At 44.5% G+C, this 19,417-nt stretch carries 21 protein-coding genes; 17 read left to right on the top strand and 4 right to left on the bottom strand.

The window, feature by feature from the left end:
* Positions 1 to 23: 23 nt before the first annotated feature.
* From DC094_RS18960 to DC094_RS18950, 3 genes are all read left to right on the top strand, one after another.
* A complete protein-coding gene (locus DC094_RS18960) occupies positions 24 to 2,900 on the top strand; it encodes an insulinase family protein (RefSeq protein WP_116688704.1) in 2,877 nt (958 codons plus the stop codon).
* 106 nt (positions 2,901 to 3,006) lie between these two features.
* Entirely contained in the window at positions 3,007 to 3,477 is a 471-nt protein-coding gene (locus tag DC094_RS22760) for a cold-shock protein (RefSeq protein ID WP_170114605.1), read from the top strand.
* Positions 3,478 to 3,647: 170 nt separating this feature from the next.
* Complete coding sequence (locus tag DC094_RS18950; RefSeq protein ID WP_116688702.1) at positions 3,648 to 5,336, top strand: AMP-binding protein; 1,689 nt, start codon at positions 3,648 to 3,650, stop codon at positions 5,334 to 5,336.
* A 34-nt stretch (positions 5,337 to 5,370) separates the two neighbouring features.
* Here the strand turns inward: DC094_RS18950 and DC094_RS18945 are convergent, their stop codons facing one another.
* From DC094_RS18945 to ygfZ, 3 genes are read right to left on the bottom strand one after another with little or no spacing between them, the layout of a single operon-like run.
* Positions 5,371 to 6,165 (bottom strand): hypothetical protein, encoded by a 795-nt coding sequence (locus DC094_RS18945; RefSeq protein ID WP_116688701.1) that lies wholly within the window; start codon positions 6,163 to 6,165, stop codon positions 5,371 to 5,373.
* Positions 6,166 to 6,191: 26 nt separating this feature from the next.
* A complete protein-coding gene (locus tag DC094_RS18940; protein ID WP_158527395.1) occupies positions 6,192 to 6,734 on the bottom strand; it encodes an adenylyltransferase/cytidyltransferase family protein in 543 nt (180 codons plus the stop codon).
* A 23-nt stretch (positions 6,735 to 6,757) separates the two neighbouring features.
* Complete coding sequence (gene ygfZ, locus DC094_RS18935; RefSeq protein ID WP_116688699.1) at positions 6,758 to 7,741, bottom strand: CAF17-like 4Fe-4S cluster assembly/insertion protein YgfZ; 984 nt, start codon at positions 7,739 to 7,741, stop codon at positions 6,758 to 6,760.
* 90 nt (positions 7,742 to 7,831) lie between these two features.
* On the opposite strand from ygfZ, the gene DC094_RS18930 reads away from it, so the two are divergent.
* Together DC094_RS18930 and DC094_RS18925 are read left to right on the top strand one after the other, a co-directional pair.
* Positions 7,832 to 8,101 carry an FAD assembly factor SdhE gene (locus DC094_RS18930; RefSeq protein ID WP_255420949.1) on the top strand — a complete coding sequence of 90 codons (270 nt, stop codon included), beginning with the start codon at positions 7,832 to 7,834 and terminating at the stop codon, positions 8,099 to 8,101.
* Positions 8,102 to 8,177: 76 nt separating this feature from the next.
* Positions 8,178 to 8,525, top strand: coding sequence for a hypothetical protein (locus DC094_RS18925; protein ID WP_133245624.1), 348 nt, complete (start codon positions 8,178 to 8,180; stop codon positions 8,523 to 8,525).
* A 25-nt stretch (positions 8,526 to 8,550) separates the two neighbouring features.
* Here DC094_RS18925 and nadB read toward each other — a convergent pair whose 3' ends face one another.
* Positions 8,551 to 10,215 (bottom strand): L-aspartate oxidase, encoded by a 1,665-nt coding sequence (gene nadB, locus DC094_RS18920; protein WP_116688697.1) that lies wholly within the window; start codon positions 10,213 to 10,215, stop codon positions 8,551 to 8,553.
* Positions 10,216 to 10,371: 156 nt separating this feature from the next.
* Here nadB and rpoE point away from each other — a divergent pair, with 156 nt between their 5' ends.
* The 12 genes from rpoE (at position 10,372) to acpS (ending at position 19,406) form a co-directional block, all read left to right on the top strand.
* Positions 10,372 to 10,947 carry an RNA polymerase sigma factor RpoE gene (rpoE, locus tag DC094_RS18915; protein ID WP_116688696.1) on the top strand — a complete coding sequence of 192 codons (576 nt, stop codon included), beginning with the start codon at positions 10,372 to 10,374 and terminating at the stop codon, positions 10,945 to 10,947.
* Positions 10,948 to 10,961: 14 nt separating this feature from the next.
* Positions 10,962 to 11,582, top strand: a complete 621-nt coding sequence (locus DC094_RS18910) for a sigma-E factor negative regulatory protein (protein WP_158527394.1) — start codon at positions 10,962 to 10,964, stop codon at positions 11,580 to 11,582.
* Complete coding sequence (locus tag DC094_RS18905; protein ID WP_116688694.1) at positions 11,579 to 12,520, top strand: MucB/RseB C-terminal domain-containing protein; 942 nt, start codon at positions 11,579 to 11,581, stop codon at positions 12,518 to 12,520. Before DC094_RS18910 ends, DC094_RS18905 begins: the two co-directional genes overlap by 4 nt.
* Positions 12,520 to 12,960 (top strand): SoxR reducing system RseC family protein, encoded by a 441-nt coding sequence (locus tag DC094_RS18900; RefSeq protein ID WP_116688693.1) that lies wholly within the window; start codon positions 12,520 to 12,522, stop codon positions 12,958 to 12,960. Before DC094_RS18905 ends, DC094_RS18900 begins: the two co-directional genes overlap by 1 nt.
* Before the next feature lie 87 nt (positions 12,961 to 13,047).
* On the top strand, positions 13,048 to 14,841 hold the full coding sequence (gene lepA, locus DC094_RS18895) for a translation elongation factor 4 (RefSeq protein ID WP_116688692.1): 1,794 nt from the start codon (positions 13,048 to 13,050) through the stop codon (positions 14,839 to 14,841).
* On the top strand, positions 14,841 to 15,599 hold the full coding sequence (lepB, locus tag DC094_RS18890) for a signal peptidase I (RefSeq protein ID WP_116688691.1): 759 nt from the start codon (positions 14,841 to 14,843) through the stop codon (positions 15,597 to 15,599). Before lepA ends, lepB begins: the two co-directional genes overlap by 1 nt.
* 66 nt (positions 15,600 to 15,665) lie before the next feature.
* Complete coding sequence (locus DC094_RS18885; protein WP_116688690.1) at positions 15,666 to 16,031, top strand: DUF4845 domain-containing protein; 366 nt, start codon at positions 15,666 to 15,668, stop codon at positions 16,029 to 16,031.
* Complete coding sequence (gene rnc, locus DC094_RS18880; protein WP_133245623.1) at positions 16,031 to 16,705, top strand: ribonuclease III; 675 nt, start codon at positions 16,031 to 16,033, stop codon at positions 16,703 to 16,705. Before DC094_RS18885 ends, rnc begins: the two co-directional genes overlap by 1 nt.
* Positions 16,706 to 16,707: 2 nt before the next feature.
* Entirely contained in the window at positions 16,708 to 17,601 is an 894-nt protein-coding gene (gene era, locus DC094_RS18875) for a GTPase Era (RefSeq protein ID WP_116688688.1), read from the top strand.
* Positions 17,598 to 18,269: a DNA repair protein RecO gene (gene recO, locus DC094_RS18870; protein ID WP_116688687.1), complete on the top strand. Its 672-nt coding sequence runs from the start codon at positions 17,598 to 17,600 to the stop codon at positions 18,267 to 18,269. Before era ends, recO begins: the two co-directional genes overlap by 4 nt.
* 6 nt (positions 18,270 to 18,275) lie before the next feature.
* Positions 18,276 to 19,019 (top strand): pyridoxine 5'-phosphate synthase, encoded by a 744-nt coding sequence (gene pdxJ, locus DC094_RS18865; RefSeq protein WP_116688686.1) that lies wholly within the window; start codon positions 18,276 to 18,278, stop codon positions 19,017 to 19,019.
* Complete coding sequence (gene acpS, locus DC094_RS18860) at positions 19,020 to 19,406, top strand: holo-ACP synthase (RefSeq protein ID WP_116688685.1); 387 nt, start codon at positions 19,020 to 19,022, stop codon at positions 19,404 to 19,406.
* Positions 19,407 to 19,417: the final 11 nt, after the last annotated feature.

Genomic DNA, 19,417 nt, shown 5'->3' with positions numbered 1-19,417 from the left:
TATTAGCAGTCATAGGAGGCTGAATGAAATCGCAAGAGTTACCAGAGCATAATCCGGCATTTGAATGGAAAGCATCGAGAGATATTTCAGGACTGGATGTTCGTATCGATACTTTTCGTCATAAAGCGACTGGCGCTGAGCATTACCATTTGAGCGCTGATCACCCGGAAAGTGCATTTCTAGTGGCTTTTCGTACTCAGCCTCAGGACTCAACCGGTGTGGCGCATATTCTAGAGCACACGGTGTTGTGTGGCAGTCAGCGCTACCCGGTTCGAGATCCCTTCTTTTTGATGACGCGGCGTTCACTAAATAGTTATATGAACGCGCTGACAAGTAGCGACTGGACTGCTTATCCATTTGCTAGCTGTAATCAGAAAGATTTTTATAATCTGATGGATGTCTATCTGGATTCAGTATTTTTTCCATTGCTCGATCCATTGGATTTTGCCCAAGAAGGTCATCGCCTTGAGTTAGACGATGAAGATGGAAAGCAGGTGTTGCAGCGCCAAGGTGTTGTTTTTAATGAAATGAAAGGCGCACTGAGTAACTCCAATAGCTATTTATGGCAGAAATTACGCCACCACTTGTTTCCGACTACGACTTATCACTACTCAAGTGGCGGCAACCCAGAGCAAATTCCTGAGTTAACTTACCAGGGGTTAAAAGAATTTCACCAGAGTCATTATCACCCGGGCAATGCGATTTTCATGACTTTTGGTAAGGAACCGATTACTGAAATTCAGAGCAAAATTAATGACCAAGCATTAAAGCATTTCCCCGCTGCTGCAGCAGTCCATGGGAAATTAGAACAGCGATTTGATAAGCCACAAATTGCTAAAGAATCGTTTCCAGCCAGCGACGATGAAAAAGGCCACGTTCTAGTTAGCTGGTTGTTAGGTGAAAGTACCGACCTTGAGTTATCGATGAAAATGCAGCTTTTAGCGGGCGTTTTACTGGATAACAGCGCCTCACCATTAATGAATTTCCTTGAGAGCCATTCATTGGGTGATGCGCCATCGCCACTATGTGGTTTAGAAGATTCTTCTCGTGAAATGAGTTTTGTGTGTGGCTTGGAAGGTATTGATGCCGCTGATGCGGCTGCCTTTGAAGCTGAATTGCTAGCATTGCTGAATCAACTGGCAACTGATGGTGTTGATCAGCAGCTAGTTGATAATTTATTGCACCAGGTCGAATTACAGGTTCGTGAAACCGGCGGTGATTCGATGCCTTATGGTTTGCAGCTGATGATGTCTTCGATGTCTGCTGCGATTCATGGCGGTGATCCGGCTGACTTGCTCGATTTGCAAGCAGCATTGGATCATCTACGAAAAGAAGTTAAAGATCCGCAGTTTATTCCATCGTTAATTCAACAACATTTACTAGATAACCCACACCGCTTGCGATTGGATGTTGTGCCAGATGCGCAAATGCGTTCGCAAGAGCAGCAGCAAGAAACCGATCAGATGCAGCAATTGCTGCAGAATATGACCGAACAAGAAAAGCAGCACATTCAACAGCAAAGTGAAGCGCTGCAAGAACGTCAGGCTGAAGATGGTGATGTGAGTTGTTTGCCGTCGGTAGGTCGGCAAGATATTTCAGCAGAGCAACCATATCCGCAGCCAGATAAAAACAGTAATGGTTTTATTGGCTTTGCTGCAGGCACCAATGGTTTGGTATATCAGCAATTAATCTCTCCAATGCCCAAGCTGGATCAACAAAGTTTGGCTGCCTTGCCTTACTACTCAGCTTGTCTTGGTGAGTTAGGAATTGCGGGCACTGACTATCTTGATTTGCAAAAGCAACTATTTAGCCATTGTGGCGGTTTATATTGCTGGACCAAATCAGGCGCTCAAGCAGACAATCTCGATCATGCTTCCGGTTATATGGTAGTAGCGGCAAAGTCCTTGTCTGAAAATGTTCAATTGACCCAAGAATTGCTGTTAAATGTCAGAAATACTACTCGCTTTGATGAGCTACCTCGGTTGCAAGAATTAATGACACAAATGCGGGTCAGGCGAGAGCAATCGCTTAATTCTAGTGGTCACATGTATGCAATGAGTGCTGCGGCAGCCAACTTTAGTAGTACTGCGCGTTTGAATCATTTATGGCATGGTTTAGGTAGCTTACAGCCATTGCGAGATATTTGTGATTCGCTAGATGGTGATCAACAATGGCAGCAAAAATTTCAACAAATGCATCAGAAAATTTCTGACCAGCCATTTGGTCATTTGCAAATAAGTCATGATGCGAGTGAGTTTGCGCCGATTGCTGGTGCCAGTGATCAATTTGATCAATCGAAATTAGATTTATCGATGCTGCAGCCAGTAGAAGCAAAAGCTTGGTTAATTAATTCTAGCGTTAGCTATTGTGCCAAGGTTTATCGGGGCGTTGCTTCGGCACATCCAGATGCACCGGCGCTGACTATTTTGGCTCAAGTAATGAAAAACGGTTTCTTGCACGGCGCGATTCGCGAGCAAGGCGGTGCTTATGGTGGTGGAGCGAATCATAATGGCTGGCAAGGTAGCTTCAGCTTTTATTCATATCGCGACCCTCGATTACAAGAAACACTCGATGATTTTGACCGGTCAATTGACTGGGTTTTAACACAACCGATTAGCCAGCAGATGCTTGACGAAGCGGTATTGTCAGTAATTAGTCAGTTAGATCGTCCAGGTTCACCTGCGGGCGAATGCAAGCAATCATTCTCTGGTGAATTGTTTGGGCGCAGGGCTGCACATCGAAGTCGTTTCCGTCATGGCATATTAAATGTAACGGCTGAAGCACTTAAAACGGTTGCGGCTAAATACTTAAAACCCGAGCAAGGGATTGTTTCAATTGTCACAGGTGAAGCGGTTTATCAGGCGAGTGGGCTGGAGTATTCCAGCCAAAAAGTGCTGTGATATGACTGCTGCTTATCATTTGAGATGAAAGCGGGTAAGATAAATGTGTCGGATCGATAGTAGACCGGCACATATTTTTGTTCTTTCAATTATTCACTGTGTATCCATGAATCTAAAACTAAAATTTCTCAGCAGTTTCCTAGCTGGAGGACTGGTCGGCGGCGTTATCGTTGCATCTCTCGCCCTCGACCCTCAATCATTGATTTATCTGGCAGTGGCCGTAGCAGTTGTCGTAGCTTTGCTGCTTATTGTGCCAGCATTATCTTCGGATAATACTTCTAGTGTGTCCTCTTCATCTTCTTCCTCACCGTCATCTTCATCCACCTCTTCTTCATATACGCCTGCTGCATCTGGTGTATCCATGGGGCAGCGCGAAACTGGCACTGTTAAATGGTTTAACGGTCAAAAAGGCTTCGGCTTTATCAGTCGTGATACTGGCGATGAAGTGTTTGTTCATTTCCGTGCAATTCGTGGCCGAGGTAATCGTTACCTGGTTCAGGGCCAAAGAGTTGAATTTACCGTTGCCACTGAAGATAAAGGGTTACGGGCAGAAGACGTTGTGGTGGTTAGCGGCTGATTCTGTGTAATCAAGTAATGTGCTGGCTTAATTGCTGCACGCTCAAGTCAAAATATAAGGCCTGAATTTTACCGTTCAGGCCTTATTATTTTTTTGGGATAGCAGATTCGGATGTTAGTTGTAGATTTCTGCATAAGTAACTAATTAATTTACCTGACGGAGTGAAGCCAATGCGGGCTTATTTCTGGGATGACAAAAGAGCGCCTGGTGTACCGGCGGCAATTGATTTTGATGAGTATTCTTCTGTAGCAGAGATGTTTCTTGCATCTTGTGCCAAATACCCTGAGCGGCCCGCTTTTTGGAATATTGGTATTACGCTCACTTTTCGTGAAGTCGATGAGTTAAGCCGAAACTTCGCGGCTTGGATTCAACATCAAACCAATCTTAAACCAGGTGATCGAATTGCGGTTCAAATGCCGAATATGCTGCAATTTCCTATTGTGGTGTTTGGTGCCTTGCGAGCGGGTTTGGTGGTGGTGAATACCAACCCCCTGTATACCGCTCGAGAAATGCGTCATCAGTTCAAAGACTCTGGCGTTAAAGCGCTGGTTGCTTTAAATACTTTCGGTGCAAAAATCGAAGAAGTGATAGAAGATACCGATATTGAACATGTCGTGATCACTGAAATCGGTGACATGCAAACATCTGGGCTGAAGCGAAATCTGCTGAATTTTGCCATTAAGCATGTTAAGCGCATGGTGCCAGCATTTAATTTACCGCAAGAAATTGGTTTTCGAGAAGTAATGGCACAAGGTGCTCGTGAGCATCATGAACCGGTGACTACCAAGCCTGAAGATCTAGCTATTTTGCAATATACCGGTGGTACTACTGGTGTTGCTAAAGGCGCCATGCTGAGCAACCGCAACTTGTTAGCAAACATGCTACAAGTACGAGCATTGTTTCAGCAAACCGATCGCAACGGTAGGCCTTTGCAGAAAGAAGCCGATGAAGTCGTTGTGTGTCCGCTACCCCTATACCATATTTTTTCATTTACGGCGCACTGTATGTGTATGATGGCAATGGGTAATTTAAATATATTGGTGACCAATCCACGTGATGTTGGAATGTTTATCAAGATTATTAAGAATAAGAAATTCTCTGGTATTACCGCCGTCAATACTTTATTCGTTGCTTTGCTGGACCATCCGAAATTCAAAGATATCGATTTTAGTAAATTAAAAATGGCAGTTTCAGGCGGTACTGCATTAACAAGAGATGCGGCGGTTCGTTGGAAAAAAGCGACTGGTGTTGATATTGCAGAAGGCTATGGCTTAACTGAATGTTCGCCGATTGTTAGTGTCAATCCTTTAGGTGAATCAAATCAGATGGGCACTATTGGCGTCCCTGTTCCGGGTACTGATGCCAAAGTGATTGATGAAGATGGTAATGAATTGCCATTGGGTCAACGAGGCGAATTGTGTATTCGTGGTCCGCAGGTAATGGAAGGTTATTGGAATCGTCCAGAAGACACTGCAGAAATTATGACCGATAAAGGCTATTTGCGTACTGGTGATGTTGGCATTATTAACCACGACGGTTTTATTCAAATTGTTGATCGGTTAAAAGATATGATCCTAGTTTCAGGGTTTAACGTTTATCCCAATGAAATTGAAGATGTTGTTTCCCGTTTGGATAATGTAACTAACTGCGCAGCGATTGGTGTACCAGACAACAAAACAGGTGAGGCGGTTAAGTTATTTATTCAACCGAATGAAAGTGGTGTAACAGTTGCTGATGTTAAGCGCTGGTGTGCTAAAAACCTGACGGCATATAAACGCCCTAAATATATTGAAATTCGAGAAGAGTTACCGATGTCTCCAGTCGGTAAAATTCTCAGAAAAGATTTGCGTGAGCATTAGATTAAGCCGTTATGAGCGAAGGCGTGCAGTCAGTCTATTGTGGCTGTACGCTTCCATGAGTAATGCTAGGTGAGTACTCGCCAGCAATACTAAAATACGGACTTTTTATTAAACGGATGGCCAGCTCAGATGGTGGGATTCGAGCTTGGTCTATATCAAAAAGATCAGAAATATGTTCGAACTTACTTCCCGTTTGGATTAAATCAGCCATAGCCCAAAGGTAAATGAAGCAAACAAATTGAGAGCAAAAAAAATTCTGCCTATTGCTCTTGAACCAAGAATGCTGTTCACCAGCAATTTTGCTGACGATCTCAGAAATTTTTTGCGTATTGTAGTGGCTGCCTATATAGCCAAATATATTACCCACAAGCTTCCTTACTCCGTAGGAAGATGTCTTTTTCTGTTCCCAGTGCTCATAGACATATTCCATGTTGCCGCAAGCTCTTTCTACGATATTATCTTCGTTGCATCGAATCACTAGATAATGATTGTTAAGGTGCTTGTCATCGGTTGCATTTAATTTAAGGCACCCTTTGCCATGGAATTTCATAATTTCAAGAAAGCCTGCATTTTCATCATATTCTAGGATTGAATTATCGGTATAAACTATTGCCGAATGGGTAAATTTATTAGGGTTTAGGCCAAAGTGCTGTTCAAAATAATGGCCCGTATGATGCATAGTAAAGAATGTAGCGGTCGATTGATAAAGATTGATTAATCGGCTGGGAACTGAAGGGTGGTCAGGTAGCCACTTAAGTAAAATATCTGCTGGTTGTAAGTCGTTTGGCTGTAGAAAACCAACTCTAGTTGGCATAACGTCAATCGCCATTTAAATTATATCTGCGTAAATATAGCTTATATATAGAGGTTGTTTTTCCGTAGCCAACCAGCTAAGCCTGCTCCAGTGAAATGACTTAAATCATCATTGGTAGTACGAAGCAACTTTCGGCAGTCTGTGCTACGAATGGGCAAGCGTTCTTCAGCAACAATTAGATTAAAATCTCGCTCTATATCTTGATGACGATAGAACTTCTTCCAAACGTCAGGTTTTGCATTATCAGGCCCTACTACTAGCGAAATATGGCTTTGCGGTTGGCGTTTTTGAACTTCATTTAGCAAATCAAAACTGAAAATTGCTTTTTGATTTGGTGCAATTTCCAGTAGGTCTTGTTCGAGTGTGCTGATGACTATGCGGTCTCGTTCAGAAATTTGTTCAGTGGTAATAATTTCTAACATTTTTAGACGCAGTTGGTAGTCTGACATTTGTTTACCAAAAGCATGTTTGGCTGAAGGTATCAGCCAAACTGCGTCAAACTGTTGCAAGAGTTGCTGCACCACATCCATATGCCCCAGATGCGGTGGATCAAATGCAGCACCGTAAATTGCAATATGTTCCATTTGCATTAATCCCGAGCAGCGCTCTAGTTTTCCAGTGAATAAGGTAGATCAATCAGTACGATTGGACTGCCACTAATATTTAAGTCGGTTTGATCTTCACGACCAACGAAGCTGATTAAATAACTGCCAACCATTTCGCTTTCTGTGGCGCAAACCAGTGTTGCAACATCCTTACCTTCAGTATTACTGATCGGCTGGTCTAGCTCGGGCTTGCTAGCTAGTGTTACTTGGCCAATACATAACCGGCGCTTTGACTTACCTAAATAATGAGTACGAGCGACCACTTCTTGGCCGGTGTAACAGCCCTTTTTAAAATTCACCGCGCCTGCGGCAGGTAAATTCACCATATGCGGAGTGAAAGCTTCAGATAGCGGCTGGCTGATAATTGGCAAGCCTGCTCGAGTTTGCTGGTAGTTCCAGCACTGGCTGTCCAATAATTGCAATTGATTTAACAATTCAACAGACGGCTGCTGCAGCGTAAATTCATAAAAAGCACTTTGCTCTGACCAACCATGCACCATACAAACGCTGGCATCAGCTGAGCTCGTTTGTTGGTCGAGTTGTTGTGGCAAGGTTAATTGCAGCAATGCCGCTAATTGTTGAGCACCGACTAGGTTGGCACCGATACGGACCACTGAATCATCTTTTTCGATGGTGACTTTAGAGAAAACTGCATATTTTCCAAGGGAGCTTTTTACTAGGTCTGCGGTTGATTGCTCCAGCGCCATTAAAAGATCATCGCCGCTACGAATCAGACGAAATGTAAAAATCATTCGGCCTTTTGCGGTGCAGTGAGCGCCTAATTTGCTGCAGTCATCGGTTATCTGACGAACGTCACAGGTCAATTGTCCCTGAAGAAAAGTAAGGGTATCTGGGCCTGTAAAGCGCACCATCTCCTGATTATTCAGTAGAACTAACCCGGATTTATCGCTATTAAGCTGCTGGATTTGTTGCTGAATAGTGGCTGTACTCATATTGAATAGTGCCTGTATTGCGGATGATGGCATGGGGGTAACTCCCTCGGGATATTGAGGTTATGTTGAGCGCTAAGGGTTGATAGAATAGCGCTCGAGGCTAATTTGGCAACAGGTATCAATGTGAATGAGCAGTTAGAAAATACCCCACCTTTAAATAAGGCCAAGCTACGTTTTCACTGTCGTCGCGGTATGTTGGAGCTAGATGTATTGCTTCAGCCGTTTTGTGATGAAGTGTTTGACACCCTTCCATTAGCGCAGCAGCAAACCTTTGCTCGCTTGTTAGATCAGGAAGATCCTGATTTGTTCGGTTGGTTGATGCAGCATTCCCGCAGCGAAGATGCCCAGCTGCAAGCAATGATCGAAATAATTTTACAACGTGTCCAGCCGTGAGATTGTTTTAAGGGAATCTAACTGGCTAAGGAATGGTTTTTTATCGATCGGTTTATTTTCAACGCCGGCGTTAATTTTGCTATTGCCTGAATCATCGATTTGGTGGCTGGGGTTATTGCTACTAGGTGCGACTAATTTTTGGTTGCTACTTTTCAGTGAATCGATTCAAGGCTGCCAGTGGCGCTGTTGTTTGCTAGAGGATGGCGGCAAGCTGAAACTGACCGATTACGGCGGATTTTGGATTCGAGTCAATGCAGAAGGGTTTTGGCAGTTGGGTCGATGTGTGGTGGTTTATGGTGGCTTACCTACCAGCTTATCTCAGTCGAATAAACCGTGGCATTTGTTGTTTTTCTACGACAACTTAACGAAATCAGATTTTCATTATTTGATGCGGTTTTTAAAAGTAAAATGGGTGCCTCGTTAGTGGCACCCGTTTATTTTAGATCAAGCTAATTGGATTGATCTTTTTCGAGATCTGGCCAACTCGCTTTGGGAAAATTTTCTGGAGTCAGAATGGTTTGCTGATTATCCAGCGCCGGATCGGTTTTTGGATAATCTCGAGTAAAGTGCAAGCCACGACTTTCTTTGCGGCTCATAGCACAGCGCACCATTAATTCAGCAACTTGCAATAGGTTGCGCAATTCCAATAAATCGTTATTCACCCTGAAATTACGATAATAATCGTGAACTTCTTGTTTCAGAAGGTCGATACGATTCATTGCCCGCTGTAGGCGTTTATCGGTACGAACGATACCGACGTAATCCCACATAAATAATCGAAGCTCTTCCCAGTTATGAGATACAACGACATCTTCATCGGAGTCTTCGACTTGGCTATCATCCCATTTTTGTAACGGTTGCTGATGAGTGAAATGCTCAAGTTGTTTAATTGCATCCTCGGCGGCTGCTTTGGCATAAACCAAGCATTCTAATAGCGAGTTACTGGCCATGCGATTAGCACCGTGCAGGCCGGTATAAGCACATTCACCGATGGAATATAAACCAGGTAAATCAGTACGGCCGCTTAAGTCGGTTAAAATACCGCCGCAGGTATAATGGGCCGCAGGAACCACTGGAATTGCATTTTTAGTGATGTCGATATCCAGCTCCAGACACTTTTCATAAATAGTCGGAAAGTGATTTTTTATAAAATCGGCTGGTTTATGTGAAATATCTAGATAAACACACTCAATGCCCAATCGTTTCATTTCATGGTCGATAGCACGGGCGACGATATCTCTTGGTGCCAATTCTTCACGCTCGTCAAATTCAGGCATAAAGCGGCTGCCATCTGGGCGTTTTAAATAAGCGCCTTCGCCGCGTAATGCTTCAGTTAATAAAAAAGAGCGAGCCATTGGGTGGTATAAACAAGTTGGATGAAACTGATTAAATTCTAAGTTGGCGACTCGACAGCCTGCGCGCCATGCCATCGCAATACCATCGCCACTAGAAACATCTGGATTGCTGGTGTAACGATAAATTTTACTGGCGCCGCCGGTGGCTAAAATGGTCAAACCGGCACTGATGGTAAAAACTTGGTTGTTTTGTAAATTTAATGCGTAGGCACCTAAGCAGCGAGCGGGCTGATTTTTTTGATCGGCATTGGTGATTAAATCAAGGCCAATGGTTTGTTCCAGAACCGTTATATTGCTTCGGCGGCGAACGTGATCGGCTAGAGAAATTTCAACTGCTTTTCCGGTAGCATCGGCGGCATGAACAATTCTTCTATGGCTATGGCCGCCTTCACGGGTAAGATGTAGCTCACCTTCGGTTTTATTTTGATCATTTTCCGAAGGATTATTATCCTTGGTAAATTCAACGCCTAGGCTAGTGAGCCATCGAATTGCGTCGGCACCGTTTTCAGCAGTAAAACGAGCGGTGCGTTCGTCGCACAAACCAGCACCGGCGATCAGGGTATCTTGAACATGAGAATCGACGGAATCGCCTGAATCTAATACAGCAGCGATTCCACCTTGGGCATAATAAGTGGCGCCTTCTTCTAATCGGCTTTTACAGATCACGCCGACCTGTAGCTGATCTGGGAGTTTTAGCGCTAATGATAGGCCGGCAGCACCGCTGCCAACGATCAGTACATCATAATGGATATCTGACATTTTATTATCTTTAGATTGCGCCTTGACCGGCAAAGCTATGCGTAGATCATATTGTCCACCACATTTTTTTGAAAGTCCTCCGGTTTGGAGAAACTATTTGAATATTTACCTGTCTATGAAGACAAACCAGCTCGATGGTTTTAAGAGGCATGCCGGATGAGTGAACAAGATCTGGACCGGCGCTTGGTTGAGCGGGTGCAAGAAGGGGATCGCAAAGCATTCGATCTTCTTGTGTTGAAGTACCAACAACGTATCTTGAATTTGATTGGCCGATATGTCCGTGATTTTGGTGATGCACAAGATGTCGCCCAAGAAACGTTCATTAAAGCTTATCGCGCATTACCCAGATTCAGAAACGAGAGTGCTTTTTACACTTGGCTGTATCGAATTGCGATAAATACTGCAAAGAACCATTTGGCTGCCTTGTCGCGCCGACCGCCCGGTCATTCAGATCTGGAGGCCTCGGAAGCGGAACAATTTAGCGCAGACAGTGGTCTTCATGAGCAGGGGGGGCCGGAACGATTGATAGCCAGAGATCAGTTGAAAGACGTGATCTTTGAAACAATCGAAAAGCTACCCGAAGATTTGCGAACAGCCCTGACGCTGCGAGAACTGGAAGGTTTCAGTTATGAACAAATTGCAGAAGTCATGGGATGCCCAGTAGGCACCGTTCGTTCACGAATATTCAGGGCCCGCGAAGCTGTCGAGAAAAGAATTGGCCCTATGCTTTAAGGTGGAACATTACGATGGGCATGAGTAATCATGAAAAAATGTCGGCTCTTATCGACAATGAGCTGAACGATGATCAATTAGACGCACTGATTGATCAAATTTCTGAACAACCAGAATTGAAGCAGCAATGGGCGAGCTTTCACCTAACCGGTGATGCGATTCGCAATGAGCTAACCGATGTATCTAGTTCGAGCTTGCTTGGCCGGATTAATGCGGAGCTGGATGCGCAAGAAGTTTCGCCTTTACAAGATCAGCCGTTACCACAAGCAGATACTAGCAAGGTAATTCGTCCGAAAGTTGCAAAGTGGGGCATGGCTAAAGTTGTGCAAGGTATTGCAGGCTTGGCAATTGCCGCTTCAGTTGCAGCGCTATCGGTCGTCGGTGTTCGTTGGTTGCAGCCAGTTGAACAAATTGGCACGCCGCAGTTGGTTGAAAAAGTACCCCAGGCAACCAATGCATTGCCGAATCTGGATCAACAAGGTTTGCAGCTGGTGAAACAACCTGCCGCTAACTTACCTCCAGAAATTGAAGCCAAATTGCAAAACAATTTGCGCAACCATGCGCGGCAACAGGTTGACGGCGATAAAAACGCCGCACCTTACTCGCCAGTTCTGACTCAGGAGTCTGGGCAGTGATTCGCATTTTGCTGCTGTTGATGTGCATTAGTACATCGGCAGCTGCGAAACCAGAATTGCAGCAGATTCTTCAGCAATATTTAGCCAGTCAGAATCACATTGGTTTTATCGGTGAATATGCGCATGCTCAAAATGGAGACATTGAGAGTTTGCGCATTTTTCGTGGCCGTGATTCTAATCAGGCGATGGCGACTCGGCTGGTTTATTTAACTGGTCCAAAGCGGGAAATCATTCGGGATTCCCTTGGTGAAATCTGTCTAGTGCGCGAGCAAGGTGTGACACGTATTGGTTCAGGTGAAGTGCCACTGCCTTTTTCTTTGCCGGATAATATCAAAGCGCTGAATGCTTATTACCAAATGCGGTTGGCTGGTGAAGATCGGGTTGCCGGTCGAGCAGTCTGGAAAGTATTGATTACACCAAAAGACGGTTTTCGTTATGGCTATCGTTTGTGGTTGGATCAGCAGCAAGGTGTTTTGCTCGGATTTGAGAAATACAACGATCAAAAAATTCTTGAGAGCATGACCTTTTCGTCAGTGACGTTTCCTAAGCAAGTAAACATTCCACTGCCTGATGGTGCGGCTAGTCATGTTGCGCAATCTTCATTAGTCGCTGCTGAAAGCTCAGTAAAAGTTAATGGAGTAGAATGGCGAACCCGTTGGTTACCTGCAGGCTTTACTGTGAAGCAGCCGACTATGACCCATATGGAATTGTCGAGCGATACCGTTAAATATCAAGTTTATTCTGACGGACTTTCAGCCATTTCAGTTTTTGTCGAAAAACTGGCAGACAAAAAAGTAACCGGTGCCAAGCAAAAAACGGATGGTGTTATGAATGCCTTTAGTTATGCGGGTAAAGGTTTTTTGGTGACGGCGATTGGTAGTGTACCGATGCAAACGGTACAAAAAGTGGCGATGGCAACGGTTAAGGAACAACCATAATGGGGCTTTTACATACTTCAGGCAAAGTAATGAATTGGCGTTCAGGGATTGCCCGAGTGGAGGTGATTCGCCAAAGCACTTGTGGCACATGTCATTCGGCAGATAATTGCGACAGCGGTCAGGTCAGTCGCATGTTAACGCCTTCAAGGGCGATGGTGATCGATGCAGTTTGCCCCAAAGTAGTCAATCAGGGTGATCAGGTAACTTTAACTTTACCCGATGGTATTGTCTTTAAAGGAGTTTTGGTTGTCTACTTGCTGCCATTGTTGCTGGCAGGTGCTTTGCTGTTACTGGGTTTTGTGCTTCAGACTAATGAACTGATCACAGCGTTGCTGGTGCTTGCTGGGCTGGTAAGCGGTTTTTTTATCGCATCAAAGGTATCTTCGCGCTTGGTAGAAAAACCAACAGTCATTGACACATCTTCTGCAGAGCTCCACTGATACAGCTGGGCGATGGTTCGTAGTCGGTAAATAGGGTATATTTGCCGCCTTTCGTGAATTGAACCTTATTGGCGCCCCAGCAGCTGTATGAAAAATATTCGTAACTTTTCCGTTATTGCTCACATTGATCACGGCAAATCAACACTCTCTGACCGTTTGATCCAAACTTGTGGCGGTCTCTCTACCCGTGAAATGAAAGCCCAAGTATTGGACTCCATGGAGCTGGAAAGGGAGCGTGGCATTACCATCAAATCGCAAAGTGTAACGCTTAATTACACCGCAAAGGATGGTGAAGTCTATCAGCTGAACTTTATCGATACTCCCGGCCATGTTGACTTCTCCTATGAAGTTTCTCGCTCATTAAGTGCTTGTGAAGGTGCTTTGCTGATCGTAGATGCCGGGCAGGGCGTAGAAGCGCAAACCGTTGCCAACTGCTACACCGCCATCGAACAAGGTTTGGAAGTCGTTCCGGTACTCAATAAAATCGATTTACCCCAGGCAGACCCAGATCGGGTGTGTCAGGAAATCGAAGATATTGTCGGTATCGAAGCTGATGAAGCTTGTCAGGTGAGTGCTAAAACAGGCATTGGGATCGATGATTTATTGGAAGCGATCGTTCGTGATATTCCACCGCCAGTGGGTGATCCGGATGCACCGCTACAAGCATTGATCATTGACTCATGGTTCGATAACTACTTGGGTGTTGTTTCTCTGATTCGAATTGTTCACGGCAGTTTGAAGAAAGGTGACAAGATTAAAGTGATGTCGACCGGTGAAGTTTTTCAGGCTGATGCGGTGGGTATTTTTACCCCTAAGCGAGAAGAAACTGGCCAGTTAAATTGTGGCGAAGTTGGTTTTATGTGTGCCAGCATTAAAGACATCTATGGTGCACCGGTTGGTGATACGCTAACGCTGGCTAAAAATCCCGCTGAGTCAGCATTGCCAGGATTTAAAAAGTCCCAGCCGCGTGTTTATGCCGGCTTGTTCCCAGTAAATTCTGACGATTATGAATCTTTCAGGGAAGCATTAGCTCGCTTGAGTTTGAACGATGCGTCATTATTCTTTGAACCTGAAAATTCAGATGCGCTTGGTTTTGGTTTCCGTTGTGGTTTCCTTGGCATGTTGCACATGGAGATTATTCAGGAGCGTCTGGAGCGTGAATACGATTTAGATCTGATTACCACTGCACCCACCGTTATTTATCAGGTAGTGCAAAAAAATGGTGACAAGACTTCGGTAGACAATCCTTCTCGTCTGCCAGATCCATCTAAAGTTGAATGTATTGAAGAGCCGATTATTGAGGCGCATATTTTAACGCCACAGGAATACGTCGGAAACGTTATTTCTTTGTGTGTTGATAAGCGTGGCGTGCAAAAGAATATGCAGTATCTGGGCAACCAGGTTCAGCTGACTTATGAAATGCCTTTGAGCGAAGTCGTATTAGACTTCTTTGATCGATTGAAGTCGGTTTCTCGGGGATTTGCATCGTTTGACTATGAATTTGCTCGTTATCAGGAAGCTGACTTAGTTCGTTTAGATATTCTGATTAATAGCGATAAGGTTGATGCATTAGCGGTTATCGTCCACAAAGATATCACCATGCAACGTGGCCGAGCATTAACTGAAAAAATGAAAGAATTGATCCCGCGTCAAATGTTTGATGTTGCGATCCAGGCTGCTATTGGTAGCCATATTATTTCAAGAACTACCGTAAAAGCACTGCGCAAGAATGTGACAGCCAAGTGTTATGGGGGCGACATTTCTCGTAAGAAGAAATTGTTAGCCAAACAGAAGGAAGGTAAAAAACGAATGAAGCAGGTAGGCTCAGTGGAAATCCCTCAAGAGGCATTCCTAGCCGTGCTTCAGGTGGGAGATAAGTAATGCACTTTGATTTTGAGGTTTTGCTATTTATTGCAGTGGCTTTTAGTGGGCTGGTTGCGTTAATAAATTTGCTGATCTTAAAGAAAAAACGAGCTGTAGGTAAAAATGAACCTTTAGTTGTGGAATATTCACGATCGTTTTTTCCGGTGCTATTAATTGTTTTTGTCTTTCGCTCGTTTCTGTTTGAACCGTTTCGAATTCCATCAGGGTCGATGATACCGACCCTGCTGGTGGGTGATTTTATTCTGGTAAATAAATTTGCTTACGGTGTTCGCTTGCCGGTTGTTCAGAGCAAAGTTATTGGTTGGGAAGGGGATACACCACAACGAGGTGATGTAGCGGTGTTCCGTTACCCAGAAGATCCATCTCAAGATTACATCAAACGAGTGATTGGTTTGCCGGGCGATGAAATTCGATATAAAGATGATGTGGTCTATATCAACGATAAATTGATGCCGCAAAAGGTTTTAGGTGATTTCTCGACATTACAAGGTGTTGCGAAAGAGTTGATGACAAAAACCGGTGAAAAAGAGCATGATATCTTGATCTACCAACGCAACCCTGCATCGGGAAGTTGGAAGGTTCCAGAAGGCAATTACTTTGTTTTAGGCGATAACCGAAACAACAGTCGAGATAGCCGCTATTGGGGTTATGTGCCACAAGAAAATCTGGTTGGTAAAGCTCAGTGGATCTGGATGAGTGCTGGCGGCGATAATAGTTGGTTTGAATGGGAAAGAATTGGTACTCGTATTGAATAAATATTGAGTGGCAGTTTTTCGAAATATCAATACGCTTTTGAATGATGACACAATGGGGACTTGGGTATGAAAAATAACAAGCAAAAAGGAATGACCCTGATCGGAATATTGTTCGTGCTGATTATTGCGGGTTTTTTCGCAATGATGATTGTGAAGATAGCACCTCTATACATGAAGCAATTTGCAGTTGCTGACGTAATGGAAACTGTGTCAAATAAAGCCGATATTGGAAAAATGTCTTCCGCTCAAATTAAAGCACTAGTGAGTAAAAACATGTCGATTAACGGCGTGGAAAATTTTGATGGCAGCGTGATTAGCTTCAAACGTAATGGCAGCGTTCGCACAATGCGAGTGAATTACGAAGACCGTACTGGTTTGTTTGGTCGGCTTAACGCTGCTTTGGTTTTTGATCAAGAGGTAACGATCAAATAGTGAAAGAACTTGATAACAGGCTAGGTAGAAAACTGGGGTACACATTTGCAGACCCCAGTTTATTAACCCATGCACTGACCCATCGTAGTTTTAACAGCCGCCATAATGAGCGGCTGGAATTTTTGGGTGACTCAATTCTGGGAGTGGTTATTTCCCAGGAATTGTTCAAACGGTTCCCTAAAGCCAGCGAAGGTCAAATGAGTCGTTTACGTTCCAGCCTAGTTAAGGGAGATACCTTGGCAGAGTTGGCGCGTGATTTTGAGTTAGGCGATTATTTACGTTTGGGCTCGGGCGAATTAAAAAGCGGTGGTTTCCGGCGAGATTCAATTCTGGCCGATGCAGTCGAAGCGATTATTGGTGCAATTTATCTAGATAGCGACTCAGCAGTTGTCGACCGGGTGATTTTAGCTTGGTACCAGCAGCGTATTGATGCATTAGACCCAGATAAAAGCCTTAAAGATCCTAAAACTCGCTTGCAGGAATTTCTCCAAGGAAGAGGTGAAGGATTGCCCGGATATGAATTACTTTCTGTTGAAGGAGATGCCCACAACCAGCAGTTCACTGTTCGGTGCGATGCGGTATCTTTAAAACTAGAAAGTCAGGCTAAAGGCAGTAGCAGGCGCAAAGCTGAACAAGCAGCGGCTGCAGAAATCCTCTCTCGTCTCGGACAGTAATCATGACTCAGTCAGGCTATGTAGCCATTGTTGGTCGCCCTAATGTGGGTAAATCAACCTTAATGAATCGCATTCTTGGGCAGAAATTGTCCATTACATCGCGAAAGCCACAAACCACCCGCCATCAAATCATCGGTATTTGGAGTGAAGGCGAACAACAAGTGGTTTATGTGGATACCCCAGGTTTGCACTCCGAACAGCACCGGGCAATTAATCGGGTAATGAACCAAGCAGCGCGAAGCAGTTTGCATGATGTCGATGCAGTAATCTTTGTGGTCGACGCCCGCCGTTGGACCGAAGAAGATGAGCGTGTATTAGAGCAGCTAGAAACGGTTAATAAGCCGGTTATTCTGCTAGTTAATAAAGTCGACTTGGTGCCGGATAAAGAAGAGCTGTTTCCGCTGTTAGAAAAATTAGCAGCCAAACGAGAGTTTCATGAATTAGTACCTGCTTCAGCCAGAAAAGGCCGAAATACCGAACGGTTGACGGAGCTTGTGGCTGAATTAATGCCGGAAAGTGAATTCCATTTCGATGCAGAACAATTAACCGATCGCCCGGTGAAATTTTTGTTTGCCGAGATGATTCGTGAAAAAGTAATGCGGATTACCGGTCAAGAACTCCCCTACTCTTCAGCAGTTGAAATTGAAGCTTGGGATGAATCTGAGCCAGGACTGATTCGAATTGCTGCGGCATTGCTGGTAGAAAGGACAGGCCAAAAAGCCATTTTGATCGGCCACAAGGGCAATTTGTTAAAAGAAATTGGTACCCAGGCGCGATTGGATATGGAAAAGCTGATGGGATGTAAAGTATTCCTGCAGTTATGGGTCAAGGTAAAAAGCAACTGGTGTGATGATGAAAGAGCATTGCGCAGCTTGGGTTACCGGGAGAATGAATGACCGCCGGAGACCGGGGTTATTTAATTCATAAAAGACCATTAACCGGTCGGAAGTATGTCGGAGAGTTTTTCCTGGCATCTTCCGGTCGGTGTTCCATCGTCCTTTCGCAATCTCGCCAGCAGCCAATTCCTCAAAGCTTTACCCCGTTGTGGGTTCAGTATTCCGGTAAGAGTAATCTCAAACGTAGTGGTGGAATTGAAGCTTACGCGCCGTCATTTGCATTGAAAAACCGAGCGTTAATTTGCGGCTTTTATCTTAACGAGCTGCTGCTTAAATTAATGCTGGATCAAGATCCCGCCACACAATTATTTTCTACTTATGAATCCACTCTACAACAGTTAGCGGATGGCCGAACATTGGCTAGACCATTGCGCGCTTTTGAATTGGCTTTATTAGAACAGTTAGGGCATTCGTTATCGGCTGATGGGCTAGATGGCAGCGGACAGGCAATTGAGCCACAGTTACAATACCGCTGGCGAGAAAAACATGGACTCACGAGCGATTTCAAAGGAAGTTTCTCCGGGCAAATGATTCTGGAAACTTTGCAACAGCAATGGAGTTGTCCAGAACATCTAAAGCAAGCCAGAATTTTAATGCAGCAAATGCTCAATACTCTGTTAAATGGGCGCGTACTGCATTCCAGAAAACTATTGAATCATCAGGTGTAAAAGGCTATGACACGTAAATACCAGCCAATCCTTCTTGGGGTTAATATCGATCATGTAGCGACTTTAAGACAAGCCCGGGGCGTTAGTTACCCTGAGCCGGTGCATGCTGCTTTACAGGCAGAGCAGTCTGGCGCTGATGGTATTACGATTCATCTGCGTGAAGATCGCCGTCATATTCAGGATCGAGATGTATACCTGATTAAAGATGTTTTAAAAACGCGCCTGAATTTCGAAATGGCTGTCACTGAAGAAATGCTCGGTATTGCCAAAAACCTTAAGCCAAACTTTTGTTGCCTAGTGCCAGAAAAGCGTGAAGAACTGACAACTGAAGGTGGTCTGGATATTGTCGGGCAGTTAGATAAAATCACCGATGCTTGCACTCGTTTAGCTGCGGACAACATCCAAGTTTCATTGTTTATAGACCCGGATGCTGAACAAATTAAAGCGTCAGTGGCCGCCGGTGCGCCGATTATTGAATTGCATACTGGCCGTTATGCGGATGCTGAAAATGAAGCCGAAATGGAGCTTGAGCTGCAACGAATTATTGATGCAGCAGAACTGGCAGATAGTTTAGGGCTCCAGGTAAATGCTGGCCATGGCTTGAATTACCAAAATGTTGGTGCCATTGCAGCCATTCCTCAGTTGGTTGAATTGAATATTGGCCATTCCATTATTGCCCGTGCAGTAATGACCGGTTTGGATGAATCCGTTCGAGAAATTAAACGTTTAATGGTTGAGGCGCGCGGTTAAATGATTGTAGGTCTGGGTTCGGATTTGGTTGTTATCGACCGGATTGAGCGTGCGTTAAACCGTTTTGGCGAAAAATTTGCCCGGCGTATTCTTACCGATTCAGAAATGCAATCTTGGCAGGCCGGCGGCAAAACTGCCGCTTGGCTTGCCAAGCGCTTTGCTGCTAAAGAAGCAGCATTAAAAGCTTTAGGAACCGGTTTGACGCAAGGCATTAATTGGCACCAAATACAAACCAGTCATAATGCTGTGGGTGCGCCACTCATTGAATTTTTCGATGTTGCAGCAAAAAAGCTAAAGTCACTCGGTGCAGAAACGGCCTGGCTGACCTTAACTGATGAACAAAATATGGCGATGGCAGTGGTCATTTTAGAAGGCAGTCATAAATAAATCGTTGTCAT

Origin of the sequence: Pelagibaculum spongiae (assembly GCF_003097315.1) — a bacterium.
GTDB classification, from domain to species: Bacteria; Pseudomonadota; Gammaproteobacteria; order Enterobacterales; family Pelagibaculaceae; genus Pelagibaculum; species Pelagibaculum spongiae.
The sequence above is the reverse complement of the archived record's forward strand: the minus strand, read 5'-3'. Positions and strand labels throughout refer to the sequence as shown.